Origin of the sequence: Pseudomonas sp. F8002, assembly GCF_013385495.1 — a bacterium.
Lineage (GTDB): Bacteria > Pseudomonadota > Gammaproteobacteria > Pseudomonadales > Pseudomonadaceae > Aquipseudomonas.
This window is the reverse complement of sequence record NZ_JACAPW010000015.1, coordinates 479,716-496,993: the sequence shown is the minus strand read 5'-3', so window position 1 is coordinate 496,993 and position 17,278 is coordinate 479,716. Positions and strand designations below refer to the sequence as shown.

At 62.4% G+C, this 17,278-nt stretch carries 18 protein-coding genes and 1 riboswitch; of the genes, 5 read left to right on the top strand and 13 right to left on the bottom strand.

The window, feature by feature from the left end; genetic code table 11:
• Positions 1 to 207: 207 nt before the first annotated feature.
• The 5 genes from HX811_RS14035 to HX811_RS14015 are packed head-to-tail and all read right to left on the bottom strand — an operon-like array spanning position 208 to position 4,228.
• A complete protein-coding gene (locus HX811_RS14035) occupies positions 208 to 840 on the bottom strand; it encodes an urea amidolyase associated protein UAAP2 (RefSeq protein ID WP_003212037.1) in 633 nt (210 codons plus the stop codon).
• Between the two features lie 9 nt (positions 841 to 849).
• Positions 850 to 1,575, bottom strand: coding sequence for an urea amidolyase associated protein UAAP1 (locus tag HX811_RS14030; RefSeq protein ID WP_003212035.1), 726 nt, complete (start codon positions 1,573 to 1,575; stop codon positions 850 to 852).
• The gene (locus HX811_RS14025) at positions 1,572 to 2,336 is read right to left on the bottom strand and encodes an ABC transporter ATP-binding protein (protein ID WP_003212032.1); all 765 of its coding nucleotides are present in this window, start codon (positions 2,334 to 2,336) and stop codon (positions 1,572 to 1,574) included. The genes HX811_RS14030 and HX811_RS14025 overlap by 4 nt, the downstream gene beginning before the upstream one ends.
• The gene (locus HX811_RS14020) at positions 2,333 to 3,148 is read right to left on the bottom strand and encodes an ABC transporter permease (protein ID WP_003212030.1); all 816 of its coding nucleotides are present in this window, start codon (positions 3,146 to 3,148) and stop codon (positions 2,333 to 2,335) included. The genes HX811_RS14025 and HX811_RS14020 overlap by 4 nt, the downstream gene beginning before the upstream one ends.
• Before the next feature lie 12 nt (positions 3,149 to 3,160).
• Complete coding sequence (locus HX811_RS14015; RefSeq protein ID WP_008437831.1) at positions 3,161 to 4,228, bottom strand: putative urea ABC transporter substrate-binding protein; 1,068 nt, start codon at positions 4,226 to 4,228, stop codon at positions 3,161 to 3,163.
• Positions 4,229 to 4,289: 61 nt separating this feature from the next.
• A riboswitch (guanidine-I (ykkC/yxkD leader) is annotated at positions 4,290 to 4,390 on the bottom strand.
• A gap of 302 nt (positions 4,391 to 4,692) precedes the next feature.
• Here HX811_RS14015 and HX811_RS14010 point away from each other — a divergent pair.
• Both HX811_RS14010 and HX811_RS14005 read left to right on the top strand, forming a co-directional pair.
• A complete protein-coding gene (locus HX811_RS14010) occupies positions 4,693 to 5,061 on the top strand; it encodes a hypothetical protein (protein WP_177035871.1) in 369 nt (122 codons plus the stop codon).
• 160 nt (positions 5,062 to 5,221) lie between these two features.
• Positions 5,222 to 5,671, top strand: coding sequence for a DUF3757 domain-containing protein (locus HX811_RS14005; RefSeq protein ID WP_177046262.1), 450 nt, complete (start codon positions 5,222 to 5,224; stop codon positions 5,669 to 5,671).
• Here HX811_RS14005 and HX811_RS14000 read toward each other — a convergent pair.
• Entirely contained in the window at positions 5,665 to 6,777 is a 1,113-nt protein-coding gene (locus HX811_RS14000) for an enoyl-CoA hydratase/isomerase family protein (RefSeq protein WP_177028564.1), read from the bottom strand. The genes HX811_RS14005 and HX811_RS14000 overlap by 7 nt on opposite strands.
• A gap of 135 nt (positions 6,778 to 6,912) precedes the next feature.
• Between HX811_RS14000 and ung the strand changes: the two genes are divergently transcribed.
• The gene (gene ung / locus HX811_RS13995) at positions 6,913 to 7,605 is read left to right on the top strand and encodes a uracil-DNA glycosylase (protein ID WP_003212020.1); all 693 of its coding nucleotides are present in this window, start codon (positions 6,913 to 6,915) and stop codon (positions 7,603 to 7,605) included.
• Between the two features lie 68 nt (positions 7,606 to 7,673).
• On the opposite strand, the gene HX811_RS13990 is transcribed toward ung, so the two are convergent.
• The 5 genes from HX811_RS13990 to HX811_RS13970 all read right to left on the bottom strand — a co-directional run bounded on the left by HX811_RS13990 (position 7,674) and on the right by HX811_RS13970 (position 13,104).
• On the bottom strand, positions 7,674 to 8,711 hold the full coding sequence (locus HX811_RS13990) for an AbrB family transcriptional regulator (protein WP_003212018.1): 1,038 nt from the start codon (positions 8,709 to 8,711) through the stop codon (positions 7,674 to 7,676).
• On the bottom strand, positions 8,704 to 10,218 hold the full coding sequence (locus tag HX811_RS13985; protein ID WP_003212016.1) for a tripartite tricarboxylate transporter permease: 1,515 nt from the start codon (positions 10,216 to 10,218) through the stop codon (positions 8,704 to 8,706). The genes HX811_RS13990 and HX811_RS13985 overlap by 8 nt, the downstream gene beginning before the upstream one ends.
• Before the next feature lies 1 nt (position 10,219).
• The gene (locus HX811_RS13980) at positions 10,220 to 10,678 is read right to left on the bottom strand and encodes a tripartite tricarboxylate transporter TctB family protein (protein ID WP_008437838.1); all 459 of its coding nucleotides are present in this window, start codon (positions 10,676 to 10,678) and stop codon (positions 10,220 to 10,222) included.
• 130 nt (positions 10,679 to 10,808) lie between these two features.
• Complete coding sequence (locus tag HX811_RS13975; RefSeq protein WP_166742143.1) at positions 10,809 to 11,795, bottom strand: tripartite tricarboxylate transporter substrate binding protein; 987 nt, start codon at positions 11,793 to 11,795, stop codon at positions 10,809 to 10,811.
• Between the two features lie 28 nt (positions 11,796 to 11,823).
• Positions 11,824 to 13,104 (bottom strand): OprD family porin, encoded by a 1,281-nt coding sequence (locus HX811_RS13970; RefSeq protein WP_177046260.1) that lies wholly within the window; start codon positions 13,102 to 13,104, stop codon positions 11,824 to 11,826.
• Between the two features lie 236 nt (positions 13,105 to 13,340).
• On the opposite strand from HX811_RS13970, the gene HX811_RS13965 reads away from it, so the two are divergent.
• Both HX811_RS13965 and HX811_RS13960 read left to right on the top strand, forming a co-directional pair.
• Complete coding sequence (locus HX811_RS13965; protein WP_003212008.1) at positions 13,341 to 14,012, top strand: response regulator; 672 nt, start codon at positions 13,341 to 13,343, stop codon at positions 14,010 to 14,012.
• Complete coding sequence (locus HX811_RS13960) at positions 14,005 to 15,390, top strand: sensor histidine kinase (RefSeq protein ID WP_003212006.1); 1,386 nt, start codon at positions 14,005 to 14,007, stop codon at positions 15,388 to 15,390. The genes HX811_RS13965 and HX811_RS13960 overlap by 8 nt, the downstream gene beginning before the upstream one ends.
• Here the strand turns inward: HX811_RS13960 and HX811_RS13955 are convergent, their stop codons facing one another.
• A complete protein-coding gene (locus tag HX811_RS13955) occupies positions 15,391 to 16,212 on the bottom strand; it encodes an HDOD domain-containing protein (RefSeq protein WP_177046258.1) in 822 nt (273 codons plus the stop codon).
• Between the two features lie 36 nt (positions 16,213 to 16,248).
• Positions 16,249 to 17,190, bottom strand: coding sequence for a folate-binding protein YgfZ (locus HX811_RS13950; protein WP_177046256.1), 942 nt, complete (start codon positions 17,188 to 17,190; stop codon positions 16,249 to 16,251).
• Positions 17,191 to 17,278 lie beyond the last annotated feature (88 nt).

The following is a 17,278-nucleotide window of genomic DNA, read 5'->3' as shown; positions in this document are numbered from 1 at the left end:
GTCAGTGTGGGAGGTGGAGTGTGGGAGCGGGCTTGCTCGCGAATGCGGTGGTTCAGTCAATACATCAGTCGCCTGATACGCCGCTTTCGCGAGCAAGCCCGCTCCCACACAATCTCGCTCCCACAGGTGATCTTCAGCGTTTTCGCAGGCACTGCCCGGCGCGGGCCTGGCACAGGGCGAACAACCACTGACGCAACCGCTTCATTTTCAGTTCCATACCAGTAACTCCGCAGGGGTTGGGTTGTAGCCGTTGCACGGGTTGTTCAGTTGCGGGCAGTTGGAGATCAGTACGATCACGTCCATCTCGGCCCGCAGGTCGACGTACTTGCCGGGGGCGGAAATCCCGTCCTCGAAGGTCAACCCGCCATCGGCGGTCACCGGCACGTTCATGAAGAAATTGATGTTCGGCCCGATGTCGCTTTTACCCAGCCGGCCATCGTGGGCGCAGGCCCGCAGGTAGTTGTCGCGGCAGCTGTGCATGTAGCGTTTTTCCAGGGCGTAGCGCACGGTGTTGCTCTCTTGGGCGCAGGCGCCGCCAAGGGTGTCGTGGCGTCCGCAGGTGTCGTCGACGATGGTCAGCATTGGCTGGCCGAGGTTGGAATACAGCACGCTGCCGGTGCTCAGGTACACGCTGTTTTGCCGACGCAGGGTGCGCTGCACGTCGTAGCGTTCCCTGGGGTTTTTCAGGCTGTAGAACAGCGTGTCGACCGCCTGGTTGCCCTCAAGGTCGAGGATGCGCAGGGTCTGGCCGGCCTTGACTTCCATCAGCCAGGGTTCGCCGGCGGGAATGGTCGCGCGGTACACGGCCGCGTCCGGTTGTTTGGCGAGTGCGATAGACATGGCAGGTCCTCAGGCGAACAGACGGTCGGTGTTGATAAAGCCGCGCTCGTTTTCCGGGCGCGAGGTTCGGCAGTGTTCGGCGACGCTTGGGTCGGCGTTCATCCAGCTGAGTTTCAGCGGCTGCGGCGCGTACTCGGGGTTGGGGTCCATGGGATGTTGCAGCGCGGTGAGCACCACCAGTGTGTCCATCGGTGCGTAGAGTTCGATGTAGTCGCCGGCCTTGGAGTGACCGGGGACAAAGTGCAGGCTGCCAGCTTCATCTACCGTGACTTTGCTGAACAGATTGAGGGTCATCAGCAGGTCGGACAGCCCCAGGCCCCACTTGCCCAGTTCCACCAGCAGGTTGTCGGTGCCGTTGCGGTAGAAGCCGTTGCGCAGCTCTTGATAGCGGCCTTTGCCGTATTTTTCCGCGACCTCGGAGGCGCATGACACGCCGCCGATACTGTCACTCCAGCCGCAGGTGTCGGCGGTGATGGCAGCCAGCACGCGGCCCATGTCCGAGTACAGGCAATGGCCGTTGGTGAGCTTGGCGGTGTGTTGGCATTTGAGGCTGTCGGGCAGGTTCAGGCGCTCGGTTTTTTCATTGGCATTGAGCAGGGTCAGGCTGACGTTGGCGCCGCCGCGAATGTCGGTGAGGCGCAGCAGTTGGCCGCGCTTGAGTACAAAGGAACGGTGGCCGCCGCCGGGGAGCATTTCCTCGGCGAAGGGTGGGAACAATTGAGTTGAGTCGGTCATTTGGAAGTGGCTCCAAGTTCGGCGGCGATCGCCTTGCGGCGCTCGCTGTTCAAAGGGATGTCGTAGGTGATGCGGGCGCCGTAGGCGCCGGGGGCGTGTGGGTCGAGGCGCACCTTGTCGAATACCAGCAAGCGGGTGCCGAGGCTGAAGCCTTCACTCAGGTCGTGGGTGACCATGAACACCGTCAGCCTGGTTTCGCGCCACAGCTCCAGCAACAGCAGGTGCATGTCTTTGCGAATGCCCGGGTCGAGGGCGCCGAAGGGTTCGTCCAGCAGCAACACGCGGGGCTTCATGATCAGCGCCTGGGCGATGGCCAGCCGCTGCTGCATACCGCCGGAAAGCTGCGCCGGGTACTTGTCCAGGGCATGGCCCAAACCGACTTTATGCAGCAGCGCTGCGGCCTGTTCCCGGGCCTGTTTTTTCGCGCTGCCGAACAGGCGGCCGAGCAACGCTGAACGCGGCAACTCAAGGCCCAGCGCAACGTTGTCCAGCACCGTCAGATGCGGGAACACCGAGTAGCGCTGGAACACCACGCCACGGCTGGCATCGGGTTCGGCGGCGAGCGGTTTACCGTCCAGCAGGATCTCGCCATGGCTGGCGGTTTCCTGCCCCAGCAGCAGGCGCAGGAAGGTCGATTTGCCGCAACCGGAGGTGCCGACCAGGGTGCAGAATTCGCCTTCGGCCACGTGCAGGTTCAGGCGCTCCAATACCACCTGGTCGCCATAGCGCTGCCACACATTGTTGACGCTGATAAAACTCATGCCCGCGCTCCTTCGTACCAGGGGAACGCGCGCCGCGTCAGGGCCTTGAGGCCCCAGTCCATCAGCCAGGCCAGCAGGGTGATCCACACCACGTAGGGCAGGATCACGTCCATCGCCAGGTAGCGGCGCACCAGGAAGATCCGGTAACCCAAACCGTCGGTGGAGGCGATGGCTTCGGCTGCAATCAGGAACAGCCACGCCGAGCCGAGCATCAGGCGCAGGGAGATCAGCAAGCGTGGCAGCAATTGCGGCAGCACCACCCGCAGCATCAGGGTCCAGGTGGAGGCGCCGAGGGTCTGTGCCTTCACCAGCAACTCCACGGGAATTTCCCGTGCCCGCTGTTCCAGGTCCCGCGCCAGGGCCGGGGTGATACCGATCACGATCAGCATCACTTTCGACAATTCCCCCAGCCCGAACACGATGAACAGGATCGGCAGGATCGCCAGCGGCGGCACCATCGACAGCACCGTCAGCAAGGGGGACAACGGTGCGCCAAACAGCGGCAAGGTGCCGGCTGCAATGCCCAGGCACAGGCCGGCGAGGGCGCTGATGCCCAGGCCGATCGCCAGGCGGCGCAGGCTTGAGGCGCTGTCTTGCCACAGCACGTATTCACCGGTGCGAGTGTCGGCGCTGAAGGCCAGGCGTTTCACTGCGTCGCCCATTTGTGCGGCGCTGGGCAGCAGCTTGTCGTTGGGGTTGTCTGCCAGGCGCTCGGCCGAGCCCACGAAGTAGGCGAACAGCAGCAGGGCGAAGGGCAGCAGCACCAACAGCAGGCGACTGGAGCGTTCCGGGTGACGGTTGATCAGGCGCATGGCCGCGTCCTCTTACAGCGTGCCGTCGGCGGCCATCTGTACGTAGCTGGGGTCGAAATGCAGCTTGAGGTTGGCGGTGTCACCGCGGGTCACGCCATTGGCGAAGCTCATGCCCACGGCGTTGGTGTCCTTGGCACCTTCACCCAGCAGGCCGTGTTTAAACGAGAACTCGGCGACTTTGTCCATGGTGGCGGGCAACTGCGCGCTGGTGGCAAAGGCCAGGGCTTCCTTGGGCGTGGCGAACAGCTTGGTGGTGTCCAGTTGCGACTGGAAGCCCTTGAGGTCGGTGCCGGAGGCCTTGGCCATGTGTTCCAGGGCGTCGGTGCTGGCGGCGTTTTTCGCGTTCATCAGCGCCACCACTTCAAACCAGGCGCCGGTCAACGCTTTGCCCAGCTTGGGGTTGTCCTTGAGGGTCTGGGTGTTGACCACCATCATGTCCATGATTTCGCCGGGCACTTTGCTGGAGTCGAACACTTCGGTGACACCGGGCTTGGCCTTGATCTCCGAGAGCATCGGGTTCCAGGTGGTGACGGCCTTGACCTGGTCGGTGTTGAAGGCGGCGGCGATGTCGGCGTCGGAGGTGTTGACCACTTTCAGGTCTTTTTCGCTGAGGTTGGCCGACTCCAGGGCGCGGGCCAGCAGGTAGTGGGACACGGAGAGTTCCACCAGGTTGACGTTCATGCCCTTGAGGTCGGCGACGGTCTTGCCTTCACCTTTGATGACCACGCCATCGTTGCCATTGGAGAAGTCGCTGACCACCAGCGCGGTGCTGTCCACGCCGCCGGCGGCGGGAATGGTCAGGGCGTCCATGTTGGTCATGGTGCAGCCGTCGAACTGGCCGGCGGTGTACTGGTTGATGGATTCGACGTAGTCATTGAGCTGCACCATGTCGATTTTGATGCCGTACTTCTTGGCCCACTTGTCGAGGATGCCTTGGCTGCCGGCGTATTCCCACGGCATCCAGCCGGCATAGATCGTCCAGCACACGCTGAAATGGTCTTTGGGGGCGGCTTGGGCGGAAAAACTCACCACGGCGGCGAAGGCGGCGGCGAGCAGGGCGGGTAAACGTATCGAGGGCATGGATGCTTCTCCAGTTGATCAAGGGCGAGCAGGAGCAACGCGGCACCGTGAACGGTGGCTTGTCTCCCGGGCTTTTATCCCGCCGTGTAACCTCAACTGGAGGTCGCCGACTCTCGGACCAGCCACTCGCCTTAGCGAGCCGGAACCCTAGTCAGCCATTGCAAATTGTGGTGCCGCGAACCTGTGATGACTCCTGCACGGGAGAGGTAAAGCGAGAGTCGTGCCAAGTGGCACGGGTGCAGTAATGGCGCGGGTTGGCGCGAGGAGGAGGGCGAAACGTGCGGTGAATATGCGTCGTGGTGGTGCGGGGTTGCACTGCAATGAGGCGACCGGCAGATGTATCAATCTATGTCTAAATCGCACCAGATTCCGTTTTTGATGTCAGATATTTCGTCAGGCAGTGAAAGCTGTTTGCCGCCCCCCAGCGTCGCTGGGTGTGCTCTTCCGCGGTCCAGGAGGCCGCCATGTATCGTCGACTGCTTCTCATCGCTTTGCTCGGCTTGACCCTTTCTGCGTGCGCGCCTTATTACGGTGGCGGCCAGGCCTACTACGGTTCCGAGGTCTACACGGCGCCCGCGCCGGCGTATTACTACGGCGGCGGCCCGTATTACCATTACCGCCAGGGTTACTACCCGCCACCGCAGCGTTATTACCCGTCGCCGCGTTATTACCAGCCGGCGCCGCGCTATTATCCTGCGGGGCCGCGCGCGGGTTATCGGCCTTACCCAAACCAGGGTTGGGGCAACAGTCACTGGGGTAATGGTGGCGGACATGGCCAGGGTGGTGGTCAGGGTGGTGGTCAGGGTGGAGGCCGTGGCGGCGGTCATCGCTGATAGGAATAATTGGAAAAACGGCGCTCAGGCGCCGTTTTTGTTTACCGTTGGTCGGCACTGTCATATTTGACAGCTATCCTGTGGGTTACGCCTGTAGTTAATTGGGAGCAGTCGCCTGTTTGGCGTATCGCTTTCAGCATCGACTGATGGAACCCATGACATGAACGTCAGCCAGCTCTACCTGTTATTTTTTGCTTTTCTTGGCGTCAGTACGTTGGCAGCAGCGCAATCCTGTCCTTACCCGAGCGCTGTACGCTACGTTGACGGTCACTTTCAGGGAACTGACAGCGACTCGCCATGGGTAAGCCAGGCAATGAGCGGCGGGGAATTCGTGGAAACCTTTGTCGGCGCGCTTTTTACTCCTAGCGAGCAGGACGAGCGCAAGCATGGCTATCTGGAAAAGTGCATTTATAAAACCCTGAGGGGTAAGACAGTCACCCTGAGGTACGGCACGGCTCAAGCCGGGGGGGCGATGTCGCTGGCAGATACCACGCATTGGGTACCGGGCACCGATGCTTTCGGGCAACAGATTTTCCAGTGCGACGACCACCAACCCGATAATTGTGCCTTCACGTTCGAGGGCAAAAAAGCGCCGACGGGCGCTCAATAGTCAGACAGGTCCGCCAGCGGATGCCGCCCTTCCCAGACCTTGTGGAAGTGCGCCTGCACCACGGCCTCGGGGATCAAGTTGATGTCCGGCCAGTGCCAGTGTGGCTGCTGGTCCTTGTCGATCAACCGCGCCCGCACACCTTCGCTGAATTCCGGGTGACGGCAGCAGTTCAGGCTCAAGGTGTATTCCATCTGGAACACCTGGGCCAGGGACAGGTGCCGCGCTCGCTGGATCTGTTCCCACACCAGGTGCGCGGTCAGCGGGCAGCCTTCGTTCAGGGTCTTGCCTGCGCGGCGGAGCAGCGGGTCGGTGTGATCGCGTAACTGGCTCAAGGCTCGCCACGCACAGCGCACATCCCCCACGTCCAGCCACTCGTCGATCTGCCCACGGCGCGGCAGCCATTGGGCTTCGGGCAACTGGCCGGTGGCTTCCTGGGCCAGGGCCTTGAGCAGGCTGTTGAGCTGCATGTCGGTCTGTTCCTGCCAGTTCAGTTGCAGCAGGCCTTCAAGCAGTTCGTCTTGTTGTTCATCCAGCAGGAAACGGTCAGCCAGGCCCAGGTCCAGGGCGTCGCGGCCATTCATATGGGCGCCGGTCAGGCCGAGGAACAACCCCAACTTGCCGGGCAGGCGAGACAGGAACCAACTGGCGCCCACGTCCGGGTACAGGCCGATGCTGATTTCCGGCATGGCCAGGCGGCTGCTCGGAGTGACGATGCGCACGGCGGCGCTTTGCAGCAAGCCCATGCCACCGCCCAGCACATAGCCGTGGCCCCAGCAGATCAGCGGTTTGGGATAGGTGTGCAGGCGGTAGTCGAGGCGGTACTCCGCGGCGAAAAATTGCGCGGCCAGCGCCGGTACTTCGCCGGGATGTTCACGGCAGGCCTGGGCCAGGCTGCGGACTTCGCCACCGGCGCAAAAAGCCTTGGGGCCATTGCCGCGCAGCAGCACGCAGACGATTTGCGGGTCTTTGGCCCAAGCGTCCAGGCGTTCGCTCAGGGCCAGGATCATCGGCAACGACAAGGCATTGAGGGATTTTTCCGCGTCCAGGCTGGCGATGCCAACGCGGGCGCCGCCGGTGCCAATCAGCTCTTCGAAGTGCAGGTTCATCATGACCTCAATCGATAAAGTGAAGGTTCAGTATGATCGCTTCGCAGGAAAGTGCGGTATCTGCGTCAGATCAATTGACAAGCAAGGTCGGCTTTCCTAGGGTTCGCCTCATTCTTTTGACTAGACAGCGTAACCATGACCACCGACGACCGTATCAAACTCGAACCCAGCTGGAAACACGCCCTGCGTGACGAGTTCGACCAGCCGTACATGGCCCAGTTGCGGGAATTCCTGCGCCAGGAGCACGCGGCAGGCAAGGAGATCTACCCACCCGGCCCGATGATCTTCAACGCACTCAACTCAACGCCCCTGGACAAGGTCAAGGTGGTGATCCTCGGCCAGGACCCGTATCACGGCCCGGGCCAGGCCCACGGCTTGTGCTTCTCGGTGCAACCGGGCGTGCCGGCACCGCCGTCGCTGGTCAATATCTACAAAGAACTCAAGCGTGACCTGAACATCGACATTCCCAACCACGGCTACCTGCAAAGCTGGGCCGACCAGGGCGTGCTGATGATCAACACCACCATGACCGTGGAGCGCGCGAATGCCAACGCCCATGCGGGCAAGGGCTGGCAGTTCTTTACCGATCGGATTATTGAAGTGGTGAGCGAGCATCAGCCGCACCTGGTGTTCTTGCTGTGGGGCGCCCATGCGCAGGGCAAGCAGAAGCTGATCGACGCCACCAAGCACCTGGTGCTGACGTCGGTGCATCCGTCGCCGTTGTCGGCCTATAGAGGGTTTATTGGCTGCGGGCATTTCAGCCGCACCAACAAGTTTCTTGAGCAGAATGGCGAGACGCCGATCGAGTGGCGATTGCCGCCGGTTTGACATAGCTCCAATGTAGGAGCTGTCTCGCTAAAGCTCGACAGCTCCCACAATTGAACGTCTCTTGGGCTTCAGATTTTGTCTGGCTGCCGGTTCCAGTGCCGAAACAATGGCTCCGCCAGAAACAGCACAAACAACAAACGCATCACCTGCATCGCCGTCACCAACGGCACCGACAGTTGCAGGGTTTCCGCCGTCAGGCTCATTTCCGCAATTCCGCCTGGCATCATGCCCAGTGTCAGCGAACGCAGGTCCAGATGTGTGAGTGCGCTCAAGCCCACAGCCGCCAGCGTCGCAATCAACATGGTCAACGCCGTTCCGATCAACGTACGTCCCATGAACAACGGCGCGCGCCGGAAGAACTGCCGGTTGAAGTGGCAACCCAGGCCGCTGCCGATCAGCCACTGGCCGATCTGGCTGCCGCCGTCGGGCAGCCCGATGTGCAAGTCCCAGGTAATGCTGGCGGCGGCACTGACCAGCAGCGGCCCGAACAGCCAGGGGTTTGGCTGACGCAAGCGTTGCCAGCCCCAGGCCACCAGGGCGCCGACGGGAAACAGCAGCGCCAGCCAGGTCCAATCCACCGTCGCCGGATGAAACTGCGGGGCACCTTCCCCCAGCAAATACTTGAACGCCGCCGGCACACAGAGCACCACCACCAATACCCGCAAACTCTGGCCCGCCGCGACGCGGCTGAGCACTGCGCCGTTGCGTGCGCCGAGGTTGACCATCTCCCCCGACCCACCCGGCATGCTCGAGAAAAACGCTGTGGCACGGTCTTCACCGCTGCGGCGCATCAACCACACACCCACGATGCTGGAGAGGCTGGTGACCAGCGCGCCGAAGAAGATCAGGCCGAAGTGGCTCATCACCTGCTCGATCACCACCGGGGTGAAGTGCAGGCCGATGCCGATGCCCACCACCCATTGGCCGCATTTGCGGCCGCCGGGAATTTCCGCGAGCTGCCAGGGTGTCAGGCAGCGCACCAGGATGATCGCCAGCAACGAGCCGACCATGTACGGCAGTGGCCAGCCGATCTGGCTGGCGAGATACCCGCCCAGCAGACCGACCAGCGGTGTTGCCCACCAGTTTCTGAACGTGGCCTCAGACATCGGCCACGGCACGACGCTGCAGGGAACGCTTGCGCCAGATGCGCAGGAGCGGGAACAACAGCATCAAGGCCGTCAGTACCCACACGCCGAAGGTGATCGGGCTCGACCAGAGGATCTGCAATTCGCCGTTGGAAATCGACAGCGCACGACGCAGGTTCTGCTCCATCAACCCGCCGAGGATAAAGCCCAGCAGCACCGGCGAGAGCGGGAAATCCAGCTTGCGCAGGATGTAGCCGAAGATGCCGATGCCGACCATCAGGAACAGGTCGAAGGTGGTGGCGTGAACCGCGTACACACCGATCGCAGTGATGATGGCGATCACCGGCACCAGTGCCCAGTTCGGCACGGCAAGGATGCGGGTGAAGATGCGGATCATCGGGATGTTGAGGATCACCAGCATGATGTTGGCGATAAACAACGAGGCGATCAGGCCCCAGACGATGTCCGGTTGCTGTTGGAACAGCAGCGGGCCGGGGGTGATGTTGTACAGCGACAGGGCGCCGATCATCACCGCCGTGGTGCCCGAGCCGGGTACGCCGAGGGTCAGCATCGGCACCAGGGCGCCGCAGGCGGAAGCGCCGATCGCGGTTTCCGGAGCCGCCAGGCCGCGCATGTCGCCCTGGCCGAATTTACCGCTGGCACCGGCCAGGCGTTTTTCGGTCATGTAGGCCACGGCCGAGGCCAGTGTGGCACCCGCGCCCGGCAAGACACCCATGATGAAACCCAGCAGGCCGCAGCGAATATTCACGACGAATACCGCAGAAGCTTCCTTCAGGTTGAACATCATGCGTCCGGTGGCTTTCACGGCTTCCTGGCCACGGTGGGTTTTTTCCAGCAGCAACAGGATCTCGCTGATGGAGAACAGGCCCAATACAAGCACCACGAACTGGATGCCGTCGGTCAGGTGGATGTTATCGCCGGTGAATCGGTAAACGCCGCTGTTGGCATCGATACCCACTGCTGACAGAAACAGGCCGATCAAGGCCGCGACAAAGGTCTTCAGCGGCTTGTCACCGGCCATGCCGCCCAAGCAGACGATGGCAAACACCATCAGTACGAAATATTCCGCCGGGCCGAAGGCAATCGCCCATTTGGCCAGCAGCGGGGCGAACAGCACCATGCCGCAGGTGGCGATAAACGCACCGATGAACGAACTCCACGCCGACAGCGACAACGCCACGCCCGCCAGGCCTTTGCGAGCCATCGGGTAGCCGTCGAGGGTGGTCATCACGGTGGAAGCTTCACCCGGGATGTTCAACAGGATCGAGCTGATGCGCCCGCCGTATTCGCAGCCCAGGTACACGGCCGCCAACAGGATCAAGGCCGACTCAGGCGGCAGCCCCAGGGCAAATGCGATGGGGATCAACAGCGCTACGCCGTTGATCGGCCCAAGGCCCGGCAACAGGCCGACCACGGTGCCGATCAAGGTGCCGCACAGTGCGGTGATCAGGTTGTAAGGGGTCAGTGCAACGCCGAAGCCCTGGCCCAAATAGCTGAACGTATCCATATCAGTTCTCCAGAACTTCAAGCAGGCCGAGCGGCAGCGGTACATCCATGGCCTTGTCGAACAGCAGGTAAAGACCGATGCTCATCAAGGTCACGATCACCACGCTGGGCATCCAGCGGCCGCCATACAGGCGCGCCATCGGAATGCCGATCAGCATGCTGCTGAGGATGAAACCCAAGGGTTCGAAGGTGCCGGCAAACACCAGCAGCAACCCGACGCAGATGCCGATCTTGATCAGGGTCTGGCGGTCCAGCGCGGGCTCTTCTTCTGTGTGCTTGGTGGGCTGTGGACGAAACAGCATGTAGATCAGGCCCAGGCCCATCAGCCCGAGCATCAGCAGCGGGTAGGCCCGAGGCCCTACCGGCTCGTAGGAAAACGACGCCTGATATGGCCAGGCCATCAGTGCGAGGCCGGCACAGACCAGCAACATCACTGAGGCGAAAATGCGTTGTAAGAGCATGGGAAACTCCTTGGAGACTCTTGTAGGCGCGAGCTTGCTCACGAAGAACGCCAGGACGTCGCGTTTATACAGGCAGCACGCGTCATCGTTGAAGTTTTTCGCGAGCAAGCCCGCTCCCACAGAGGGGCGATTACTGGATCAGGCCGAACTCTTTGGCCAGCACTTTGTAGTCAGCCACCTGTTTCTTCACGTAGGTGTCCAGCTCCGGGCCGGTCATGGCGAACGGGAACAGCTCGCGCTGGTCACGCAGCTTGGCGAACTCTTCGGAAGCCAGCAGTTTGTCGAAGGCGTCTTTCCACCAGGCATAGTCTTCGTCGCTGACTTTTGGCCCGAGGTAGAAGCCACGCACCACCGGCCAGACGATGTCGTAGCCTTGTTCCTTGGCGGTCGGGATGTTCTTCATTTCCGGCTCGTCCAGGCGTTCGTCGGAGAACACCGCCAGCAGGCGCATGTCACCACTGAGGATGTGCGGCATGGAGTCGGAGATGTCGGTACTGCCTACCTGGATATGGCCGCCTAGCAGGGCGGTGGCGATCTCGCCGCCGCCTTCCAGTGCCACGTAGCGCAGGTCACGCGGGTTGATGCCGGCGGCCTTGGCGATCAGGGCGGTTTGCATCCAGTCCTGGCTGCCGACGGTGCCGCCGGAACCGATGACCACGCTGCCCGGATCTTTCTTCAGGGCCTTGACCAGATCGTCGAGGTTTTTGTAGGGCGAATCGTTTTTCACCGCGATGGCACCGTAGCTGGTGCCGACGGCCGCGAGCCAGCGCACGGCGCTTTCATCGAAGCGGCCAAATTTGCCCTGGGCCAGGTTCAACAGCGAGCCGCTGGACCACGCCACCAGCGTGCCGGCGTCGGCCGGACGCTGCGCCACGACGGCGTTGTAGGCCACCGCGCCCACGCCGCCGGGCATGTAGGTCACGCGCATCGGCTTGCTCAACAGTTTCTCGTTGACCAGCGCGCTCTGCGCCAGTTTGCAGGTCAGGTCGAAACCACCGCCAGGGGACGCCGGGGCGATGCACTCCGGGCGCTTGGGCTCGGCGGCCAGCAGTTGGCTGGCGAACAGCATGCAGCTGGCCGTCAGGGCAAATTTACGCAGTGAAAGGGTCATGTTCATCTCCATCATTGTTGTTATGAGGTTGCTGTTACCAGAGTGCGACGCTGTAGCTCACCAGCAGGCGCACTTCATCCGCATCACGGGCCGAATAGTTGGAACGGTAGGTGGCATTGCGCAGACGCACGGCCACGTCCTTGAACGTGCCGCTTTGCACCACGTAGCGGATCTCACTGTTGCGTTCCCACTCCTTGCCGGTCTCGCCGTTCTTGAGCTTGATGTTGTCACCCGACAGGTAACGGCTCATGAAACTCAGGCCGGGAATCCCCAGCTTGGCGAAGTCGTAGTCGTAGCGAGCCTGCCAGGAGCGTTCTTCGGCGCCGGCAAAGTCGTTGATCTGCACGAAGTTGACAAGGTAAGGATCGCTACCGTCCACGTAGGGAAAGGCGCTGTCGCCGGACATGTGCTGGTAACCGGCGCTGAGCTTATGGCCATTGAGGGCATAGCTGAAGAGGCCGTTGAGGGAGGTGTTGTCGATCTTGCCGCCGCGCGCCGCGCCGGTGTCGTCACTGACGGCCAGGCGCAGGTCGGCGCCGAAGGTGCCGGGGCCCATCGGGCGCGAGGCCACGAGGCCGAGGAAATGCTGGCGGTACACGTCGTCGAGTTGGGCGAAGTGGTAGCTGCCGGTGATCTTGTCGGCGAACTTGTAGTCCACGCCGCCGAAGTCGAAATGCTTGCCGGTGGCGCCGCTGAGGAAGCGGCTGTTCTTGTTGTTGAGGCCGATGTCTTCGTAGTTGGTGTCGTCGCGGTCCTTGGCCTTGTTCAGGCGGCCGCCGGTGAACACCAGGTTCTTGAATTCCCTGGAACTGAGCAGGCCGCCGTCAAACGTCTGCGGCAGGATGCGCCCGTCGTTGGGCTTGAGGATCGGCAATTCGGGGATCAGCGCGCCGATCTTCAGCTCGGTGGCGGAGATCTTCACTTTGCCGGTCAGGCCGAGTTTGGAATATTCGTTGGCGGCGCGGCCGTCGTCGTGGGTCGGCAACAGCCCGGTGCCGGTGCGGTCGGGGCTGGAGTCGAGCTTGACCCCGAGCATGCCCAGCGCATCCACGCCGAAGCCGACGGTACCGTCGGTATAGCCCGACTGCAGGTTGAGCATGAAGCCCTGGGCCCACTCGTCGCGCTTGGATTGTTGTGCGCTGGTGCCGTCGCGAAAGTCGCGGTTGAAGTACATGTTGCGGGTTTCGAGGGTGGCGGTGCTGTCCTCGAAAAAGGCGGCCTGGCCTGCGGGCGAAAAGCCGGCGAGGGCGGCGGCACTGGCAAGGGCGGTCTGGGTGATACGAGAAGAACGAGCAGGCGGCTGTGTGCGCAGCATCGTGGGTGTACTCCGTTATTGTTCTTATTTTGGCGAAAACGCTTCGAGGCGTTTTTCGGGCGCTATGGGTGAAATAGCTCGGCAGGCGAAACCCACCGTGGCTGGATGCTAAAGGGCGAAGCTTTCACTAACCTTTCAGTCGCCTTTCAATGTTTTCGGGCTTCACAGCGCAGGCCGCGCCTGTAAACTCCCCGGCAAAGCGTGGCGCCGACCACCCCCGAACGAGGTAAAAACCCATGCGTGTCCTTCTGGTCGAAGACCATTTGCAGCTAGCCGAAAGTGTCGCCCAGGCGCTCAAGAGCACGGGTTTGACCGTCGACGTGTTGCACGACGGAGTGGCGGCGGACCTGGCCTTGAGCAGCGAGGAATACGCGGTGGCGATTCTCGATGTGGGCCTGCCGCGCATGGACGGTTTTGAAGTATTGGCGCGCCTGCGGGCCCGTGGGAAAAATCTGCCGGTGTTGATGTTGACCGCACGCAGCGATGTGAAGGACCGCGTGCATGGCCTCAACCTGGGCGCGGATGACTACCTGGCCAAGCCGTTCGAACTGACGGAGCTGGAAGCCCGGGTCAAGGCGCTGCTGCGCCGTAGCGTGCTGGGCGGTGAGCGGCAACAGGCGTGTGGTGTGCTGATTTACGACCTGGACACGCGGCGCTTCACCCTGGGCGGCGAATTGCTGACGTTGACCTCCCGCGAGCAGGCGGTGCTTGAGGCGCTGATCGCGCGTCCTGGCCGGGTGATGAGCAAGGAGCAACTGGCCTCCCAGGTGTTTGGCCTGGATGAAGAGGCCAGCCCCGATGCCATCGAAATCTACGTGCACCGCCTGCGCAAGAAACTCGATGGCCAGCCTGTAGCCATCGTCACCTTCCGTGGCCTGGGGTACCTGCTGGAAGCCCGCGATGCATAAGCCCAGCAGCCTGCGCTGGCGCCTGCTGTGGAACCTGGCGCTGTTGCTGGTGGTGTTGATGATTGCCAGCGGCTTGAGCGCTTACTGGAATGGGCGCGAGGCGGCGGACACGGCTTACGACCGAACGCTGTTGGCCTCGGCGCGGACCATTGCGGCCGGCCTGTCCCACCGCGACGGTACCTTGAGTGCCGATGTGCCCTACGTCGCCCTGGATACGTTCGCCTACGACAGCGCCGGGCGGATCTACTACCAGGTCAACGATATTCACCAGAAGTTGATTTCCGGCTACGAAAACCTGCCGGGCCCGCCGCCGGGCACTCCACGCACCGATGACTATCCGGCGCTGGCGCGCTTTTATAACGCCAGGTATCAGGGCCAGAACGTGAGAGTGGTCAGCCTGCTCAAGGCAGTCTCCGAGCCGAACATGAACGGCATGGCGGAAATCCGCGTGGCCGAAACCGACGAGGCGCGGGTGGCGATGGCGCGCAGCCTGATGGCCGATACCTTGCTGCGCCTGGGGATGCTGGCCATCGGTGCATTGTTGTTGGTGTTCTTTGCCGTGAGTGCGGCGCTGCGGCCGTTGGAGCGCTTGCGCACGGCCGTGGAAGAGCGTCAGCCCGATGACCTGCGGCCATTGCCGCTGGTGGAGGTGCAGCATGAATTGGGCCCGCTGGTACATGCGCTCAACCATTTCACCGAACGCCTGCGCGGGCAGTTCGAGCGCCAGGCACAGTTTATTGCCGATGCCGCCCATGAGCTGCGCACTCCGTTGGCAGCGCTCAAGGCACGCTTGGAGCTTGGCCTGCGTGCCGAAGATCCGGCTACCTGGCGCACCACCCTGGAAACCGCAGCCCAGGGCACTGATCGCCTGACTCACCTGGCCAATCAATTGCTCTCGCTGGCGCGCATCGAAAACGGCGCCCGGGCGATTGCCGAAGGCGGGGCCCAGTTGCTGGACCTGAGCCAGTTGGCTCGCGAGCTGGGCATGGCCATGGCGCCGCTGGCCCATGCGCGTGGCGTGGCCCTGGCGCTGGAGGCGGATGAACCGGTGTGGCTGCGGGGCGAGCCCACCTTGTTGAACGAGTTGTTGAGCAACCTGGTGGACAACGCCCTGGCCCACACGCCCCCGGGCGGCAACGTGATCTTGCGGGTCACGGCGCCGGCGGTACTTGAGGTGGAAGATGACGGCCCGGGCATCCCGCTGGATGAGCGGGACCGAGTGTTCGAGCGCTTCTATCGGCGCAGCCAGCAGGGCTTGGGGGCGGGCTTGGGTTTGGCGATTGTTGGCGAGATCTGCCGGGCACATCTGGCGCAGATCAGCTTGCATGACGGAGAGTTGGCGGGTTTGAAAGTGCGGGTCAGTTTTATCGCGGGGTAATCAGTAGAACATCGACCGTGCTTCATCCAGCTCGGCGCGCAAGGTGTCGCTGTAGGGGTCGAGTCGCAGTTTCTTGATCGCAGGTACCGTCGATATCGGCACACTGGCCAGCGGGTGGTCAGTGCCGCGGTGGCAATACAACACGGCGACCTGCACCAGGTCGATATAGTCCAGGCGCTCGGAGTCGCGCTCAAGGTTCATGTACTGCGCCGGCAGGTTCACCAGCATTTCCGGGAAGTCCCAGCGCCGCAGCAGCTTGTCCCCCAACAACGGGTGGATGCTTTCAATCACGTGATTGAGGCTGACCGGATCGGACAGCAGTTCATAGTGATCTTCGGCGTAGGTCAGGATCGGTAGCACGCCAATCTGGTGCACCAGACCACCCAGCGCCGCCTGGTCAGGCTTCAACTGGCTGTGGTTGCGGCACAGCGCATAGCTCACGCCGGCCACTTCCAGACTGCGCCGCCAGACATCGCGCATCTTCTGTTCGACCACTTCGGAACGGGCGTGGAAGATCTGTTCCATCACCAGGCCGATCGCCAGGTTGCTGCTGTAATTGGTGCCCAGGCGGGTGATGGCGGTGTGCAGGTCGGTGACTTCCTGGGTCGCGCGCAACAGCGGGCTGTTGACCACTTTGATCAGCCGCGCCGACAAGGCGGTGTCGCGGCCGATCACTTTGCTCAGATGGCTGATGCTGATGTCCGGGTCTTCGGCGGCCTGACGAATGTTCAGGGCCACTTCCGGCAGCGTTGGCAGAACCAGGTCATCGTTATCGATGGCCACAACCAACGCCTGTTGGACTTTTTCCGCCAGCTTGTTCATTCAAGATCTCTAGGGTGTAGCAAAAAGGTACGACGATCAGCGCTGGATCTCGCGATCACGGTCCAGCTGGTAGGGCAGGTCGAGCAACTGAAGGCCCGGGCCTTCCAGCGTGCCTACATGCACATCGCCACTCTCTGCTGCTTCGGCTTGCAGCACCGCTAGAAGTTCAATCGCCTGATCGGCACGGGCGGCAAGCACCACCTCGCCGATGGCGCTGTTGTGATTCGGGGAAAACAGTGGGGTGCCGGGCTCAGGCAGCTCGCCGGCGTTCAGGCGCAGGCGATACAGGCGACGCTTGAGTTTGCCCAAATACTGCATGCGCGCGACGATTTCCTGGCCGGTGTAGCAGCCTTTCTTGAAGCTGACGCCGCCGACGGCTTGCAGGTTGAGCATCTGCGGGATGAACAGTTCGCGGGTCTGGGGCATGACCTGGCCGATACCGGCACGGATCTGGCCCAGCAGCCATTGGTTCAGTTCACCTTCGTTCAATTGTGCGGCGAGTTGGCTGTGCAGGGTTTGAGCTTGGGCGGCGGGGGCCCAGAGTTCGGCGCGGCCCGGCGATACGCGGATGGCGATCAAGTCGTCGCTGCGCACCACGCTGTCGGTCTCGGCGGGTAGTTGGAGGCCGAGGCCGGCCAGTACCTGATCGGCATCCGACACACCGAAACGCGCCCAGGCAGCGCTTTCGTCGGTGAGTTTGGATTTGGAGAACACGGCGTACTTTTTCAGGTCCGCCAGTTGTGGCTCCAGCAGTTCGGTGGCCATGGCCAGCAACACGCCATCGCCTTGCAGCAGGATGCGGAAGCTCGACTGCATGCGCCCTTTCTGGGTGCAGCGCGCGCCCAGGCTGGCCTGGGTGTCACTCAGGTAGTTGAGGTTGCAGGTCAGTTGTCCCTGGAGGAACTTGGCAGCGTCGGAACCGCGGACGGCGAGAACGCCTTCGTGGGACAGGGGGCAGAAAAAAGCAGAGTCAGCCATGGGTCATCGCAGGTTAAAAAGTCATGAGTGCATCATAGAGGGGCGCCCGGCAAATGGATAGTTTCCGTATGGCCGACCAAAGCCGACT

Bases quoted from the DNA above. Each gene is read 5' to 3' on its own strand.
- HX811_RS14035 (WP_003212037.1), bottom strand. From the start codon at position 840: ATGTCTATCGCACTCGCCAAACAACCGGACGCGGCCGTGTACCGCGCG.
- HX811_RS14030 (WP_003212035.1), bottom strand. From the start codon at position 1,575: ATGACCGACTCAACTCAATTGTTCCCACCCTTCGCCGAGGAAATGCTC.
- HX811_RS14025 (WP_003212032.1), bottom strand. From the start codon at position 2,336: ATGAGTTTTATCAGCGTCAACAATGTGTGGCAGCGCTATGGCGACCAG.
- HX811_RS14020 (WP_003212030.1), bottom strand. From the start codon at position 3,148: ATGCGCCTGATCAACCGTCACCCGGAACGCTCCAGTCGCCTGCTGTTG.
- HX811_RS14015 (WP_008437831.1), bottom strand. From the start codon at position 4,228: ATGCCCTCGATACGTTTACCCGCCCTGCTCGCCGCCGCCTTCGCCGCC.
- HX811_RS14010 (WP_177035871.1), top strand. From the start codon at position 4,693: ATGTATCGTCGACTGCTTCTCATCGCTTTGCTCGGCTTGACCCTTTCT.
- HX811_RS14005 (WP_177046262.1), top strand. From the start codon at position 5,222: ATGAACGTCAGCCAGCTCTACCTGTTATTTTTTGCTTTTCTTGGCGTC.
- HX811_RS14000 (WP_177028564.1), bottom strand. From the start codon at position 6,777: ATGAACCTGCACTTCGAAGAGCTGATTGGCACCGGCGGCGCCCGCGTT.
- ung (WP_003212020.1), top strand. From the start codon at position 6,913: ATGACCACCGACGACCGTATCAAACTCGAACCCAGCTGGAAACACGCC.
- HX811_RS13990 (WP_003212018.1), bottom strand. From the start codon at position 8,711: ATGTCTGAGGCCACGTTCAGAAACTGGTGGGCAACACCGCTGGTCGGT.
- HX811_RS13985 (WP_003212016.1), bottom strand. From the start codon at position 10,218: ATGGATACGTTCAGCTATTTGGGCCAGGGCTTCGGCGTTGCACTGACC.
- HX811_RS13980 (WP_008437838.1), bottom strand. From the start codon at position 10,678: ATGCTCTTACAACGCATTTTCGCCTCAGTGATGTTGCTGGTCTGTGCC.
- HX811_RS13975 (WP_166742143.1), bottom strand. From the start codon at position 11,795: ATGAACATGACCCTTTCACTGCGTAAATTTGCCCTGACGGCCAGCTGC.
- HX811_RS13970 (WP_177046260.1), bottom strand. From the start codon at position 13,104: ATGCTGCGCACACAGCCGCCTGCTCGTTCTTCTCGTATCACCCAGACC.
- HX811_RS13965 (WP_003212008.1), top strand. From the start codon at position 13,341: ATGCGTGTCCTTCTGGTCGAAGACCATTTGCAGCTAGCCGAAAGTGTC.
- HX811_RS13960 (WP_003212006.1), top strand. From the start codon at position 14,005: ATGCATAAGCCCAGCAGCCTGCGCTGGCGCCTGCTGTGGAACCTGGCG.
- HX811_RS13955 (WP_177046258.1), bottom strand. From the start codon at position 16,212: ATGAACAAGCTGGCGGAAAAAGTCCAACAGGCGTTGGTTGTGGCCATC.
- HX811_RS13950 (WP_177046256.1), bottom strand. From the start codon at position 17,190: ATGGCTGACTCTGCTTTTTTCTGCCCCCTGTCCCACGAAGGCGTTCTC.